The organism is Pseudomonas sp. LF-5, from assembly GCF_037626295.1.
GTDB classification, from domain to species: domain Bacteria; phylum Pseudomonadota; class Gammaproteobacteria; order Pseudomonadales; family Pseudomonadaceae; genus Aquipseudomonas; species Aquipseudomonas monsensis.
In genome coordinates this window covers 762,470-777,032 of sequence record NZ_JARKMT010000002.1, presented here as the reverse complement: position 1 = coordinate 777,032, position 14,563 = coordinate 762,470, and the positions used below count along the sequence as shown (strand labels likewise).

The window sequence follows — 14,563 nt, the reverse complement described above, 5'->3', positions numbered from 1 at the left end:
GTGCCTGCGAATGTTCCAAACCGATCGGCTTCTGGCCCTGAACAACAGCATCGGCCTGCTGGTGGTTGCCGCCCTGAATCCGGACCGTCCGGATTTTGAAAACCTGATTCGCGAGTTTCGCCTCTGCCTCAACCACTACGAGGCCTGGGCCGAGCAGTTCTGGACCGGATCGGTGCTGGATATCGAGCAGGTGTTCACGGTCGGCAACGATGTACGTCTGAGTGCACCGATCAACCGTCGAGAGCCCATCAGTTCATCCGTGGTCATGTGCCCCGCCGCAGGCCCGCTGACCCTGGTGCATATGTTCGAAGCCGCACGCTTTGTCCCGATCGGCGATACCCCGGTGATGCTCGAACCGGTGATTGCCGAAGTCGACGGGGTGCTGAGCTTCGGCGAACCGCTGCGCCATACCATCGGCCCGAGCGGCATTCTGGAGGTGAGCGACTGCGACCGGGGCCAGCGTTATCGCATCACCTTCTTTCCCGATGTTTCTACCGCCCATGTCCGCGCACTGTATGCCTCTTATGAAGGCATTCTCGACGAGCTGGAAGGCTGGTTACGCTCGGAATGGGCAGGCTTCCAGCCACTGTGGGCGGAGTTTTCCAGCGCCGGGTTCGCTGAGCGTTATGGCCAGTTGCAACAGGCGGACTGGCGTGGATTCGAAAATGCTCTGCAGCGGGTATGGGATGACATCAAACAAGTCTTCGCCCTCCTCGCCGATCTGCAGGCCAATAGCCAAAAGCTGCTGGAGTACCTGACCGATGCTGAACTGGACGCGCTGCTGCAAGCCTCCAGCGAAGCCATTGCCAACGGCCTGCTGCTCCTCAGCGACGAACCGCTGCTGTTCATCCATCTGGCCGCGTTCACCAGTTGGCTGAAGATGTTGCCGCCGCAGCACCTCGCCGAGGTGGTGGCGGAGGTGCGGGTCGAACTGCTGATCAGTTTTCTGTTGGTGCGCGTGTCCGGCGGCGTCGGTGTGTCGCTGCGCTTGAGCAACAAAGTGCTGGCGAAGATCAAATCGCCGCGGACGCGGGAATGGCTGGCGGCTTCTGCGTTGCGCCTGGCTGAGCTGACCGCCACCAGGGACTTGAACTCGCATACAGGCGTGCTGAAACCGTTGGTGGTCAATGTGCGTGATGTGCCGTTGAAACCGACGGCGTCGATTCCGCTGAACATCCGCCAGGCTGATTCGCTGGTCTTGTCGGTGCCCAATCCGGCGCCGCTTGCGCGAGACAAGTCCCGTGGCATGAGCCGGATGGAACGCCATGAACCACATGATGACGCCCCCGCTCAAGCGAAAAACCCCAACGGCGACAGCGCCGATTGCGTGTCGCGCACCTGTACCAATGGTTGTCCGGTGTCGATGGTCACCGGCGAAGAACTGCTGACCCTGACCGATGGCACGCTCGACGGGCTGTTGCCCTTCACTTTTACCCGTCTGTATCGCACCAGCGCAGTCGAGATCGACCTCGGCCTGGGGTTTGGCTGGAGTCATTCGCTGGCGCATCGGCTGGAGTTTGATGGCGATGTGGTGGTCTGGGTCGATCACGAAAACCGCCGCACACGCTTTCCGTTGCCCAGCGTTGAACGGCCGGCGATTCACAACAGCCTGTCGCGGGCGGCGATTTTTCTGGGGGATGAGCCGGAGGAGCTGATTCTTGCGCTGGCGGGGGAAACGGCGCGGTTTTATCACTTTCGGGCGGGGCGGCTGACGGCGGTCAGCGATTCGTACGACAACCGGTTACGTGTTTTACGGGATCGGTCTGACAGGGTTCAGCGACTGGACAACGGCGCGGGACGGTCGCTGCTGTTGCGCTATGAGCGTGCGCATCTGATCGGTGTCGAGTACCAGATTTTTCGCGAAGGTGACTGGCACACCGAACAGCCCCTGGTCAGTTACCGCTACGACGGCCAACAGCGACTGATCGAGGCAACCAACGCCGCCGGCGACAGCGAGCGTTACGACTACGACGATCAACACGTCATCCTGCAACGGCAATTGACCGGTGGCGCCAGTTTCTTCTGGGAGTGGGAGCGGTCCGGCAAGGCGGCCCGCTGCGTGCGCCACTGGGCGTCGTTTTCGCAGGTGGACACGCGTTATGTCTGGAACGACGACGGCAGCGTGGCGGTGCATTACGTCGATGGCACCGAGGAAACCTACGTCCACGATGACCGCGCACGCCTGGTGCGCAAGGTCGAGGCCAACGGTGGCGAACAGCTAAAGGCCTATGACTCCTCGGGGCGCTTGGTCGCCGAGCAAGATGCGTTAGGCGCGATCACCGAATACCGCTACGACGAGGCCGGACGGCTGGTGGCGCTGCTTGCGCCGGACGATGAGCCGACGTCCTACGAATACCGTAACGGTTTCCTGCACAGCCGTGCACGGGGCGAGGCGGTGTGGACCTGGCGGCGCAATGCCCAGGGCGATGTCACCGAGGCGGTCGATCCTGACGGCCATGTCACCCATTACCACTACGACGCCCGTGGGCGGTTGCTGTCGATCCGTTACCCGGACAGCAGCCGCCATGTACGGGTCTGGAACGACCTCGGCCAGCTCGTTGAAGAGACCTTGCCCGACGGTGGCGTGCGGCGCTTTTCCTACGATGCGCTGGGGCGACGGACCACCACGTGCGACGAACATGGCGCTGTTACGCGTCAGCAGTGGGATGCGCTGGGCCGGCTGGTTCAGACGACGGCGCCTACCGGTGCCACCCGCGCCTACAGCTACGGCGCCTACGGTCAGGTCACCGCCGAGCGTGACGAACTCGGGCGCATCACCCGCTACGAGTATGACGATGACCTGCACCTGGTCTCGCGCAAGATCAACCCCGACGGCACGCGGGTGCAGTACCGCTACGACCATGCGCAGTTGTTGCTCACCGAGATCGAGAACGAGTCCGGCGAAACATACCGCCTGGACTACACGTCCACCGGATTGATCCGACAGGAAACCGGCTTCGACGGCCGCCGTACGGCGTATGCCTATGACCTCAACGGGCATCTGCTGGAAAAGACCGAGTTCGGCGATGACGGCTCAACGCTGGTCACCGCTTACGAGCGCGATACCGCCGGGCGCCTGCTGATCAAGACCTTGCCCGACGGGGTCAAGGTCGAATACCGCTACGACCGCCTCGGGCGTCTGGTGGGCGTCGATGACGGGCAAAAACATCCGCTGGCCTTTGAATACGACCTGCAGGATCGGCTGATCACCGAGCATCAGGGCTGGGGCACCCTGCGTTACGCCTACGACGCCTGCGGTCAGCTCAAGCGCCAGCGCCTGCCGGACAACAGCAAGCTCGACTATCACTATGCCAAGGGCGGCGCGCTCACCGCCATCGACCTCAACGGCGCATCGCTGACCCGCCACGTCTACCAGTCCGGTCGCGAACAACAACGTCAGCAAGGCCTGCTGCTCAGCGAATATGCCTACGACGACCAGGGCCGTTTACTCGCCCACGCTGTAGGCCATCAGCACGCTTCGCTGTACCGCCGCGATTATGCCTACAGCGCCAACGGCAACCTCGAGCACATTGCCGACAGCCGCCACGGCCAGCGTACCTACGGTTACGACGCCCTCGACCGGCTGATCCGCGTGCGCCACTCGCGCGACGAACTGCCGGAAACCTTCGCCCACGACCCGGCCGGCAACCTGCTGATGCAGGACCGCCCCGGCCCGATACAAATCAGGGGCAACCGCCTGCTGATGCAGGGCGACCGCCATTACGACTACGACGCCTTCGGCAACCTGATCCGCGAACGCCGTGGCCGCGACCAGCAATTGGTCACCGAATACCGCTACGACAGCCAGCACCGCCTGATCGGCCTGACCCGCCCCGACGGCAAAACCGCCAGTTATCGCTACGACGCCTTCGGCCGACGCATCCGCAAAACCGTTGACGGCGTCAGCACCGAGTACTTCTGGCAAGGCGACCACCTCGTCGCCGAAAGCAGCAAAACCCAGCACCGTAGCTACGTCTACGAACCGGGCACCTTCCGCCCGCTGGCGCTGCTCGACGGCAAAGGCCCGAAAAAGGCCTGCCCGTTTTACTACCAGCTCGACCACCTCGGCACGCCGCAGGAACTGACCGACTACAGCGGCGAAATCGTCTGGTCAGCGCAATACGACGCCTACGGCAAAGTCGCGGCGATCACCCTGGCCGGCGAGGACTACCTGGACCAGCCGCTGCGGTTTCAGGGGCAGTATTTCGATGCGGAGAGCGGGCTGCATTACAACCGGCACCGGTATTACGACCCGCGGCTGGGGCGGTACCTGACGCCCGATCCGGTGAAGCTGGCCGGAGGGTTGAATCAGTACCAGTACGTGCCGAATCCGACGGGGTGGGTGGATCCGTTGGGGTTGAGTGATTGTCCCGGAGCAAAAAACTGTCGTACTCCTTCCAATCTCGATGCCCCATTGAGCAACCCTGGTGTTGATACGAAAGAGCCCGCGACGCCCGCACCTAAACAGGAAAACCAATATCTGTTTAGGGGTGATGACCGAGAGCCTTGGGAGATTTTCGAAACTGGATTTGAGCCGTGGGGCGACAGTAAAGACCTGTTTCTCCATGCGCTAGATAATAAAATCCCTCCGAGTTGGTACATTAGCACCTCAATTTCGGAACAACAGGCAACGAAATTTGCGACAGGATATGGAATTGCAGATGGGTATATCTATGTTCTAAAAAACGTCAAGGGAATTGACGTGAACAAAGAGCTTGGAGCTTTGTCACCTCATCGGCGAGAGGTGGAAATTGCAATCCCAGGAGGCGTCAAAAGCCAAGATATCGTGGGAGCTACACCTGTCCATGAAGATGGCAGCTATAAAGGCTATTCGGTGCTCAACCCGAACAGGAAAAAATGATGAATCCAATCAACATCCAGATACTAACGGCCCAAGGATTGGAAACCGCGATCATTGAATGCGACCGGAAGAATAAAGCACTGGCCTTTACTAGAAAAAACGGCCTGACAAGGCGCTACACCTCATATGACTTATACGGCTGCTTTGGCGCGTTGAGGGCGGAGTTTCCGGAGATACAGTTTTTATGCAAAGGCTCCAAACTCAATGTTCATCCATCCAGCATGAGTTCACAAATGTCTTGCGGACTCGTTGCCTATGAAATGCAACAAGGAAAACCTGCAGAGGATGAGGATATTGTTCGGATTTTTGATTACGAAGACAGAGACCTTACAAATGATATAGAGGAGCAAAAGGATTTCTACCGCTCGTGGCTAGCATCACTAGCGTCCTCATGAGCAAGGCATACAACGCGTTATTCGTCGAAATAGACCAATTTTTAGAGGACGCTATTTCGCTAATTGTTGAGGGCATAAGAGTCAGGTACTTCTCAAGCTTCAGCCCTTCGAAAATCGAGGTTGGAAAATCTTGTGAAGTGGAGTTCGAATTGCTGTTGCCTGATGAAGAGTGCGTGGCAGCTACCGAATGCGAAAACCAGCAGATCGAGATGCAGGATGGTGGATTTTCTAGCGATGTTTGTGGCTACTTGGATGGAGACTTATTCCAATCGTTTGTCGATTTTACCGATCAGGATATCCATTACGAATACCCCACCTGAATGGGCACTTCAGTAAAATCAGCGCGGACAGGATTGATGTCCCGCGCTGTTAAATAGCTAACTAAATTTCGCAGAGGGCCTGATAGAACCTCAGGCCCTGAAGATTCAAATTCAGAATCACATTCGACCCAACGGCCAAGCAATCACTGCTCATCCTCTTCCTCTTCATACTCCTCATCCAAAGCATCATCGGAATCATTCAACGGCACCCTTGCATCGTCCATCAACGACCCTGGATCCTCGTTCCCTGGATCATTGATAAACGGCAACCCGCTCGGGCCCTTCTCTTCCTTGCCTTCAGTTTCGGGAGTCATGGCAAACCTCTGCGTCTGGTGAGTGTATTACCTTCGAAAAGCCCTACAGCCAATCGTTCCAGCATCCGACCGCCAGAAACGAAAAACCCGGCGCCGGGCCGGGTTGGTTTTCGATATTCGATCAATGATGTCGGTTTTTATGTTTGTACTTATTGTGCTTGTGGCCACCACCAGAGTGGGCTTTTCCGCCGTCATCACCCATGTTGTTGCCCACTGCACCACCGGCCGCGCCGCCCAAACCTGCACCGATGGCAGAACCGGTGGAGCCGCCCAGGCTGTTACCCAGCACTGAGCCGCCCGCTGCGCCGAGGCCACCACCAATGGCAGCTTCGGTGCGATTGTGTTTATTCGCTCCGACCGCGCTGCCCGCCGCGCCACCGACACCTGCGCCGACCGCTGCACCGGTGCTGCCGCCGAGCTGGCCACCGACCACGTTACCAAGCACACCGCCCAGTCCGCCACCGACGGCAGCGCTGCCATCTCCGGCGGCCATTGCGCCTTGAGCGATCACTAATCCGAAAAACAGTGCAGATAATGACAAACGCATTTGAACCTCACAGTTCCCGAACCGGGACGGTATACCCACAGGGCTTATGTCAATTGGAGACATTTCCCGGGAAAACGTTCAGCCACGAAAAAGCCCGACATTGAGTCGGGCTTTTTCTGACAAGCGTTCACTCTCAGTGACGCTTGTGACCTTTGGCCAGGTTGGCGCCCACGGCACCGCCGGCAGCACCACCGAGACCGGCACCAATGGTCGCGCCATTTCTGCCGCCCAGGCTGTTGCCGATCACCGAACCACCGGCCGCACCGACACCGCCGCCGATGGCAGCTTTGGTCCGGCTGCCCTTGCCAGCGGCCATCGCACTGCCCGCCGCGCCTGCGACACCGGCACCAATTGCTGCGCCGGTGCTGCCGCCCATTTTCTGGCCGACGACATTACCCAGCGCACCACCCAGACCGCCGCCGAGCGCAGCAGTGCCTTCGCCGGCCACTGCACCTTGAGCAACCAGAAGCCCCAGAACCAGAGCAGGCAGAGTTAAACGCATGACAAACCTCACAAATCGGGATGACAAAAAAGGGCCAGGATTTAATGCCGGATGAACGCAAAAGTCCAGACGAAATCCGGCAGCCGCGCGCACTTGGCGCCGATTGGACAGCGATTCTGGAAAAGGTTTTATCGCAGGCAAAAAAAAGCCCGCTGGGGAGACGGGCTGGAGACTTGCTTTCTAACGGATGGCTTCACCCTACTTTGAGCGGCGTGAAAAGTTTGTGAAAAGCCTTCAAACACTTCAACCATCTGTAGGACGTTTCCCTGGACATACATAAAACGCAAAAACCCCGTTCATGACGGGGTTGTTCGCGGTCGGACTATTTTCGGGCGCGGTTCGCAACCCGGGGTAAAAATTTCGCCTTCAGCCCCTTAGGTGCCGTCGCCTTGATCTTGCCAGTCTGCACCGGGTCTTCGCCGAATCCCGACTGATATTCCGTCTGGCCGCATCGCACACAGTTGTTGAACGGGAATTCAGCGCCATCGTCTTCGATATACGGATCAGTCATACCTTCGCCCCTTCGTAATGTGTCGACATCGGCAAAAACCCTTTTGCCTGAAAAAATATCGACCTCCAAGAATTTTGAGACTAGCCGGTCATTACCGGACTTGTGATTCAGATTGACTGATGCCCGACGAATGGCCCGCAAAAATTCAAAAAAATGGAGGGGCGCTCGCAGTTGCAGTTGAGCTATTCAGGCACTCCCGCCTCACTGCGAAAGATTCGCGAACATGTCCAGGAGAACCCGTGCACTACCGCTTTCAGCTCTGATGATCAGTGGCTGCGGGACATGAATGGCCATGACGAAATCTACCAGGCACAAACTTCAGATCAGTGTCAGCGCAGCTTCACCGCCGTCCCGGTCGCAAACACCACAACCATGCCGCCCTTGCCGGCCGGCATACTGATCTCGAAATCCAGCCCGACCACCGCATCCGCCTGCAACGCACGGGCTCGCTCCTTGATCTCTTCGGTCGCCTGAATGCGCGCCTCCTTCAATGCCCGCTCCAATGTCTGAGAGCGACCACCGAAAAAGTCGCGCATGCCGGCAAACATGTCCCGGATCACATTGACGCCCTGCACCGATTCGGCGCTGACAATATCCAGATAGGCGGTTATCTGGCGCCCCTCGATTGAATGGGTTGTAGTGGTAATCATCTGACCAATGCCTGTGGAGTGTGTAGAAAAAAAATCGCGATCAACAAAAGCGAGCCTGTGCTCAGCCTTGCAGATCGCCACTTCAAACAACTGAAAAATGACTTCGTTATTGCGCACAATTCCTGGCTTCGGCGACGATTGCCTCAACGCAGTCTGCAATGGAGCGCTCACTTGCATCCAGAACCAGTGCAGGAGCCTCAGGCACTTCATAAGGCGCAGACACGCCCGTGAAATCAGGAATCAGCCCTGCTCTGGCCTTTCGGTAAAGCCCTTTCGGATCGAGACGCTCACAAACATCCAGCGGCGTACTCAAATAAACTTCCAGAAAACGTTCATCACCGATGATTGTTCTGGCCTTCTCGCGACACTCACGCATCGGAGAGATGCATGCCACCATCACCGTGACGCCAGCCTCATTCATTAACCGCGCCACTTCGGCGATTCGACGAATATTTTCCGAACGATCTTCTGCGCTGAACCCCAGATCCTTGCAAAGTCCGTGACGCACATTGTCACCGTCCAGAACGTATGCAGGCTTTCCACCCTCGATCAGCAACTTTTCAATGGAAAATGCCAGCGTCGACTTACCGGAACCGCTCAGCCCGGTAAACCAGATAGTGAAGGGTTTCTGAGCAACAACACGCTCTCGGTCGACTTGTGCAACCTGAGTCGGGTGCAGCACGATATTTTCCCGGGGATTGATTTTTTCTGTTGCCATACCTACACCTCATCTCGGGTAGAGTCTGAGCCCATACACTTCAGCCTGAGTGGCCATAGACCAACCGGCCACACGTGGATTGCCAATCAACCAGCCATCAAGCCGATTGATTATTCAACAGACCGGGTAATAGTAGAGCCAATCCAGCGAACTCCCAACGAACCGCCAAGATGCGGCAATCTGCTCGCCTCTACGTTGATGAGCAATTTATTGTTCAGATAAAACTCCAGACCCGCTGCGCTCGCGACCACGCGTATGTCGCCGCTATAAGGAAGCCCCGAAAGGCCCACGTCCGGCTCCGGCATCCAGCGCGCTCCGTCGTTTGTCCACAGGACCAACCCGGCCTCGATATCATTGATCGGCTGAATCAACAGGGCACTCATGTCGGTGTCGCCACCATTGCCTTGATAGGTCACCACCGCCACGTGGGAATCCGTGGAAGGCGTATCCAGCGAGTAGTTGAACGCCAAAGTGCGCTGTTCCTGTGCCGAGTCATCTATTTGCTTGATCAGGCAAAGATTGCCGAGAATGGCTTCTTTACCGCCGTCCTCCAGCAACTTCGGCACGCCGTAGACGAGTTCTACTCCCGCCCACTCCTGTTGAATCCTCTGCGAACGCTGGAAGGCGGTTAAGCGTTCTTCCGATTTGCGATTGAACAGGCTCCTTTCGTACAACTCCGAGACGAAAGGAAAGGTATGGCCGTGGTGCGCAAAGTCCTTGACGTTCAACAACCGGACTTCATTGACTGCGCCGTAAGGGCCGAGACAAATGTAGTCCAGCGGCTTATAAGTATTGCGCTCCAGAACCCACAACCCGCTCATGGAACTGCGACGCAGATCCCGTCCGGTCATCTGGCTTTCCCCCACCAGCATGACATCGGACGACACCGCCAGGCCTCGCGTGTAGATAGGACTGCCGGATTCCCAGATGACATCGTTGGTATCCAGGTCGATCAGTGCACCAATGTTGCTGTGGCAGGCAATTTTCTGCCCTTCGTCCGACACCCACACGTTGTGCAGGCCCGTACGCCGTTTGATCGGCGTCAGACTGACCAGCTCCAGCCCCGGATAGGTCAGAACTGCCAACAGCGAACCGTTGTGGTGACCGTGGGCGATGACATATAAGTGCCCGTCTTTTTCGAATACGGAATTGAGATGATCGCCGGTGATTTCTTCCAGCGACAAACGATCCCAGCGCACGTTGCTCAAACGTTTTTCCTGGTAGTGCCCAGGTTTTGCCAGATCGACCACCGTGATCGCGTTGCGCCCGGTGTTGGTGCAAACCACCCGACCATCAGATGCACAGAGCACCTGGTGCGGTTCCGACAGGAACGTTTCGGACTGGAAAGAGCCGTGAGAGAGGAAGCCTACTTCAGAGGTCGCGTAAGTCTGAATGTCCTTCAGTTTTACGTTATCCAGCCCTGAATGGGACAAGACAAAATCCTTGCTGCCGGGAAACCACGAAACGCCGTAGTATTCAGTGCGCTCATTCTCAAGCGGGATAACCTTTCGAGAGTGCACCTCGACCAACAGCAAATACCCTGTCGTCGCGACGACCGCAAATAGTGGTTCCACTACTTTCTACCTCAGTCAATCTCGCCCCTTCGATGCAGCGCGTAACGCAGAGCCATTCGTGCGCCGATAGGGAGTAGAGCGACGACCTGCGGTCTCGCGGATACTTATACAGAAGCCCAGGGCTATTCAGGTGCGGAAAACAAAAAACCCCGACCTCTTTCGAGATCGGGGTTTCTTGAGAATCGAATTTGGCGGTGAAGGAGAGATTCGAACTCTCGATACAGTTTCCTGTATACACACTTTCCAGGCGTGCTCCTTAAGCCACTCGGACACTTCACCGTATCTCTTCAAACATGTTCTGTCTGTCGAGGCGCGCTAATGTAGTCGAAAGCTTTGCCGATGGCAAATTTTTTTTCAGAATTTTCATGCGGTTAAGAGATAACGTCGTTCGCCACGCCGACGGGCCATGGCAAACCGGCCAATCTTCGGTAAGCGCTGCCCTTCTATATAGAAGCAGAACGGCGCGCTATACCGGATTCCCTTGCAAACGGTGACTGGCGGGTCAGTCACGGCGCTTTACCTGGCCTGCGGTGGTGGGTAACGTCTGCGCATCTTTCTTACAAGGAATAGCGTCATGAGTGAGTTGATTTCCTACCACCTCGAAGACGGTATCGCGACCCTGACCTTGAACAACGGCAAGGTCAATGCCATTTCCCCGGACGTGATTGCGGCGTTCAACGCGGCGCTGGATCAGGCAGTGACTGATCGTGCCATTGTGATCATTACCGGCCAGCCAGGGATTCTGTCCGGCGGCTATGATTTGAAAGTGATGACCGCCGGCCCGAAAGAAGCCGTGTCACTGGTGACCGCCGGTTCGACCCTGGCCCGTCGTCTGCTCTCTCACCCGTTCCCGGTGATTGTCGCTTGCCCGGGGCACGCGGTAGCCAAGGGTGCGTTCATTCTGTTGTCCGCTGACTACCGCATCGGTGTCGACGGCCCGTTCAGCATTGGCCTGAACGAAGTGCAGATCGGCATGACCATGCACCATGCCGGTATCGAACTGGCCCGAGATCGCCTGCGGCGTTCGGCCTTCCACCGCTCGGTGATCAACGGTGAGATGTTCGATCCGAAGAGCGCGGTGGATGCCGGTTTCCTCGACAAAGTCGTCGCTGCCGAGGAGCTGCAAGGTGCCGCTCTGGCCGCTGCGCGTCAGTTGAAGAAGATCAACATGACTGCGCACAAGAACACCAAGCTGAAAGTACGCAAAGCGCTGCTGGAAACGCTGGATAACGCAATCATCCTGGACCAGGAACATCTGGGCTGATCCCTGGCCCGCAGCAACCAATGCAAAGCCCGACCGCCGTGTCGGGCTTTTTCTTGCGCACGCGGTTGAAAACGCCGTGGTAGCTCTAGGACGCGTCTGACAAGCCATTCGGAAACATGCGCTTAAACATCGGCTATCTCCGGACTCTATAGCGACAATTGCCGAAAACAGTGCACATCCGTACACTGCGCCACCTTTTGTCCCGGTGGGGCCTGAAAATGCTGTTCGTGTTTCGTATGTTATTGATGGGCCTGCACTTTATTCTGGCTGGCGTGCTCGGAGTGATCCTCGGGTTGTGCCGCCCCTTCAACCCGGACAACAGCCGGTTGTGTGCGCGCCTTTACGCTTTGCCGGCGATGTGCATTTTGCGCCTGCGCGTCAAATCCGACGTCAGCGCCCTGATGAACAAGCCGGACAGCTGCGTGATCATTGCCAACCATCAATCCAACTACGACCTGTTCGTGTTCGGTAATGTCGTGCCACGCCGTACGGTGTGCATTGGCAAGAAGAGCCTGAAATGGGTACCACTGTTCGGCCAGTTGTTCTGGCTGGCCGGCAATGTGTTGATCGACCGTGGCAACGCCCACAAGGCGCGCCAGTCGATGCTCACCACCACCCACACGCTGCAGAATGAAGACACGTCGATCTGGGTGTTCCCGGAAGGCACGCGCAATCTGGGCGAAGAGTTGCTGCCGTTCAAGAAAGGCGCGTTCCAGATGGCAATTGCCGCGGGCGTGCCGATTGTTCCGGTGTGCGTCAGCAGTTACATCAAGCACATGCGCCTGAACCGCTGGCAAAGCGGGAAAGTTCTCATACGCTCGCTGCCGGCAATTCCTACAGCCGGATTGACCATGGACGACATGCCCATGCTGATCAACCAGTGTCGCGAGCAGATGCGCGAGTGCATCGACTCGATGGATCGCCAGCTCCAGGCTGCGTGAAAAAGAAACCCGCCCCGTGCGGGTTTTCTTTTGCCGGTGAACTGTGCAGATTTCACTGACTCTCAAGCAACGACACGGCTAAGCTGAAGCCTTGTATTCCCCGTCACCTGCCAAGAAGAAGTGAACCACCATCATGGGTCGAGTTGTTGCTGCTGCGGTCTACAGCGCGGGTAAAAAAGTCTCCAATATTACGCTCGATGAAGGCGCTGCCTGGGCCGCCAAGACTGGCCATTTTGTCTGGATCGGCCTCGAAGAGCCGAACGCACAGGAACTGTCCAACCTGCAACGTCAGTTCAACCTGCACGAACTGGCGATCGAAGATGCCCTGGAAAAACACAGCCGGCCGAAGCTGGAAACCTTTGGCGACGCTCTGTTTATCGTCACCTACTCGCCTGTCCGTGAACATGGCGTCCTGCAGTTCATCGAGACGCATATCTTCGCCGGCAAGGGCTACATCATTACCGCACGCAACGGCCACTCGGCGTCCTACGCCCATGTCCGTCAGCGTTGTGAGGCGCGTCCGCTGTTGCTGGAGCACGGGGAAGATTTCGTCCTGTACGCGCTGCTCGATTTCGTGATCGAAAACTATCAACCGGTGGGCGAAGCGATCCACGCCGAGATTGATGAGCTGGAGCGCAATGTTCTGTGCAGTGCGCTGAACGAGCATGACATTCAAAAACTGCATGGCCTGCGGCGTGACGTGTTGCGCTTGCGCCGCTACGCAGCGCCGATGGTGGAAATCGGCGAAGAGCTGCAGAAGCTGAGTTTTCCGTTCATCGACAAGAACATGCGCCCGTATTTTCGCGATGTGCAGATCCATGTCACACGGCAGATGGAAGACCTGACCACACTGGCGGACATTGCCAGTCAGACCATCGAGATTGGCGTTCTGCTGGAGGCCTCACGACAGAGCGTGGTGCAACGCAAGTTTGCCGCGTGGGCGGCGATTCTGGCGTTTCCGACGGCGGTGGCGGGGATTTACGGGATGAATTTCCAGAACATGCCGGAGTTGAGCTGGCATTACGGCTATTTCGGCGTGCTGGGGTTTATCGCAGTGGGGTGTGTGGGTTTGTGGGCGAGTTTCAAACGTTCCGGGTGGCTGTAGCAGGGACCGCGTTGTCCGGACAATTCGCGAGCAGGCTCGCTCTCACATTGATCCTTGTCGATACGAAGATCCAAGTGGGAGCGAGCCTGCTCACGAAGCTGTTCAGGCAGCTTCTGGCTTGTGCGCCACAAAGCGCATCATCCATTCCGCAACCGTGGTGCCGTGGTGTTCCTGCTCCAGACTGGCCACGCCTTTGCTGTAAATCTGCGAACCCAGCGCCTCCTGACGCAGCTCCAGCAGCGCCCGCGAGTAATCGTGTATGAATTCCGGATGCCCCTGGAAGCACAGCACCTGATCATTGATGTGATAGGCGGCAAACGGGCAGAAATCGCTGGAAGCGATCACCGTGGCGTTTTCCGGCAGCGCAGTGACCTGATCCTGGTGGCTGATCAACAACGTCAGTTCCTCCCGTACCGGGTTCATCCACGGCGCCTTGGCCGCCAGTTTGTAGTTGTGGGTGCCAACGCCCCAGCCCTGAGTAGCGCGCTCGCTCTTGCCACCGAGCAGCAGCGCCAGCAGTTGATGACCGAAGCACACGCCGAGCAGTTTGTCGCCACGCTCGTAACGGGTCAGCAGGTATTGCTTGAGGGTCTGGATCCACGGATCGGTACCGAACGAGTCGGCCTTGCTGCCGGTGATCAGGTACGCATCGAACGTCAGGTCGTCGCTTGGGTATTCGCCCTGCATCACGTTGTAGACCGTGAACTCGGCGGCTATCGGTTGCTGCGAGAACAGACGCTGAAACATCTGCCCGTAACCCTGATATTGATCGACCAGTTCCGGACGCAGGATGTCGGTTTCCAGAATGCAGATGCGTAGCGACATAAAAAATACCTGACACATGATGGGAATAATGAACAC

The 14,563-nt window shown here is 57.5% G+C and carries 14 protein-coding genes and 1 tRNA gene; 6 read left to right on the top strand and 9 right to left on the bottom strand.

The window, feature by feature from the left end; genetic code table 11:
• Window positions 1–10: 10 nt before the first annotated feature.
• The 3 genes from PseuLF5_RS10805 to PseuLF5_RS10795 are packed head-to-tail and all read left to right on the top strand — an operon-like array spanning window position 11 to window position 5,576.
• Entirely contained in the window at window positions 11–4,861 is a 4,851-nt protein-coding gene (locus tag PseuLF5_RS10805; RefSeq protein WP_340133479.1) for an RHS repeat-associated core domain-containing protein, read from the top strand.
• Window positions 4,861–5,256, top strand: a complete 396-nt coding sequence (locus PseuLF5_RS10800; protein ID WP_128616395.1) for a hypothetical protein — start codon at window positions 4,861–4,863, stop codon at window positions 5,254–5,256. The genes PseuLF5_RS10805 and PseuLF5_RS10800 overlap by 1 nt, the downstream gene beginning before the upstream one ends.
• The gene (locus PseuLF5_RS10795; RefSeq protein ID WP_340133478.1) at window positions 5,253–5,576 is read left to right on the top strand and encodes a hypothetical protein; all 324 of its coding nucleotides are present in this window, start codon (window positions 5,253–5,255) and stop codon (window positions 5,574–5,576) included. The genes PseuLF5_RS10800 and PseuLF5_RS10795 overlap by 4 nt, the downstream gene beginning before the upstream one ends.
• 143 nt (window positions 5,577–5,719) lie before the next feature.
• Here PseuLF5_RS10795 and PseuLF5_RS10790 read toward each other — a convergent pair whose 3' ends face one another.
• From PseuLF5_RS10790 to PseuLF5_RS10755, 8 genes are all read right to left on the bottom strand, one after another.
• Window positions 5,720–5,890 carry a hypothetical protein gene (locus PseuLF5_RS10790; RefSeq protein ID WP_267804694.1) on the bottom strand — a complete coding sequence of 57 codons (171 nt, stop codon included), beginning with the start codon at window positions 5,888–5,890 and terminating at the stop codon, window positions 5,720–5,722.
• Window positions 5,891–6,011: 121 nt separating this feature from the next.
• A complete protein-coding gene (locus PseuLF5_RS10785) occupies window positions 6,012–6,437 on the bottom strand; it encodes a YMGG-like glycine zipper-containing protein (protein ID WP_123467331.1) in 426 nt (141 codons plus the stop codon).
• 133 nt (window positions 6,438–6,570) lie between these two features.
• On the bottom strand, window positions 6,571–6,939 hold the full coding sequence (locus tag PseuLF5_RS10780; protein ID WP_123467333.1) for a bacteriocin: 369 nt from the start codon (window positions 6,937–6,939) through the stop codon (window positions 6,571–6,573).
• 322 nt (window positions 6,940–7,261) lie between these two features.
• On the bottom strand, window positions 7,262–7,450 hold the full coding sequence (locus PseuLF5_RS10775; protein ID WP_123467335.1) for a hypothetical protein: 189 nt from the start codon (window positions 7,448–7,450) through the stop codon (window positions 7,262–7,264).
• Window positions 7,451–7,779: 329 nt separating this feature from the next.
• Window positions 7,780–8,100, bottom strand: a complete 321-nt coding sequence (locus tag PseuLF5_RS10770) for a YbjQ family protein (protein WP_123467337.1) — start codon at window positions 8,098–8,100, stop codon at window positions 7,780–7,782.
• Window positions 8,101–8,206: 106 nt separating this feature from the next.
• Window positions 8,207–8,818, bottom strand: a complete 612-nt coding sequence (gene cysC, locus PseuLF5_RS10765; RefSeq protein ID WP_340133473.1) for an adenylyl-sulfate kinase — start codon at window positions 8,816–8,818, stop codon at window positions 8,207–8,209.
• A 110-nt stretch (window positions 8,819–8,928) separates the two neighbouring features.
• Window positions 8,929–10,392 (bottom strand): hypothetical protein, encoded by a 1,464-nt coding sequence (locus PseuLF5_RS10760; RefSeq protein WP_340133471.1) that lies wholly within the window; start codon window positions 10,390–10,392, stop codon window positions 8,929–8,931.
• A gap of 189 nt (window positions 10,393–10,581) precedes the next feature.
• Window positions 10,582–10,671 (bottom strand) — tRNA-Ser (locus tag PseuLF5_RS10755).
• A gap of 295 nt (window positions 10,672–10,966) precedes the next feature.
• Here PseuLF5_RS10755 and PseuLF5_RS10750 point away from each other — a divergent pair.
• The 3 genes from PseuLF5_RS10750 to PseuLF5_RS10740 all read left to right on the top strand — a co-directional run bounded on the left by PseuLF5_RS10750 (window position 10,967) and on the right by PseuLF5_RS10740 (window position 13,702).
• On the top strand, window positions 10,967–11,656 hold the full coding sequence (locus tag PseuLF5_RS10750) for a crotonase/enoyl-CoA hydratase family protein (protein ID WP_123467342.1): 690 nt from the start codon (window positions 10,967–10,969) through the stop codon (window positions 11,654–11,656).
• A gap of 218 nt (window positions 11,657–11,874) precedes the next feature.
• On the top strand, window positions 11,875–12,597 hold the full coding sequence (locus PseuLF5_RS10745) for a 1-acylglycerol-3-phosphate O-acyltransferase (RefSeq protein ID WP_123467344.1): 723 nt from the start codon (window positions 11,875–11,877) through the stop codon (window positions 12,595–12,597).
• Window positions 12,598–12,730: 133 nt separating this feature from the next.
• Window positions 12,731–13,702 (top strand): magnesium and cobalt transport protein CorA, encoded by a 972-nt coding sequence (locus PseuLF5_RS10740; protein ID WP_123467346.1) that lies wholly within the window; start codon window positions 12,731–12,733, stop codon window positions 13,700–13,702.
• A gap of 102 nt (window positions 13,703–13,804) precedes the next feature.
• On the opposite strand, the gene PseuLF5_RS10735 is transcribed toward PseuLF5_RS10740, so the two are convergent.
• A complete protein-coding gene (locus PseuLF5_RS10735; RefSeq protein ID WP_123467348.1) occupies window positions 13,805–14,527 on the bottom strand; it encodes an amidotransferase in 723 nt (240 codons plus the stop codon).
• Between the last annotated feature and the right edge of the window lie 36 nt (window positions 14,528–14,563).